1 protein-coding gene is annotated in these 507 nt (G+C 36.9%); it reads left to right on the forward strand.

The genetic code is table 11. The annotated features are described in order from the left end of the window. A partial coding sequence (locus B6D18_RS12435) for a helix-turn-helix domain-containing protein (RefSeq protein WP_086364706.1) occupies positions 1-410 on the forward strand: 410 nt, incomplete at its 5' end. Positions 411-507: the final 97 nt, after the last annotated feature.

Below are 507 nucleotides of genomic sequence, written 5' to 3' on the forward strand. Positions count from 1 at the left end.
CTCGTCAGATTCGATATTGGTCCCAAGTGGTTGCGATTCATGGGGGTAACGCCTTTCAACCAACACCTCATTTACGTCATGCCGAAGCAAGATTACAAGCACTAAAATTAATGTGGACAAATAATTGGTCTCTCGGGCACACTAGTGCTATGCTTAATTTAAGTTCCCCCGGGCTTCTATTTGTTTGGCTTGATAGATATCATAAAAAAGGTTTCCGAGGGCTTGAATATCGTTCCAGAGGAAGACCCTGTATGAAGCACCCCCGTATTGAACCAACTCATAGTGATGATGAAAAAACAATTGAAGAATTAAAAGAGGAAATTGCTTATTTACGAGCAGAAAATGCTGTTCTAAAAAAGTTAGAAGAGCTGAAGCAAGCAAAACGACAACAAACAAAGAAAAAACGTTAGTTGTTTTAGCTCTTAAATATCAGTATTCTTTAAAACATTTACTATCAGCAACAAAACTGGCAAAAAGTGTTTTTTATTATCATGTTAATAGGTTGAA

Source organism: Gilliamella sp. A7 (genome assembly GCF_002142015.1).
Taxonomy (GTDB): Bacteria; Pseudomonadota; Gammaproteobacteria; order Enterobacterales; family Orbaceae; genus Gilliamella; species Gilliamella apis_A.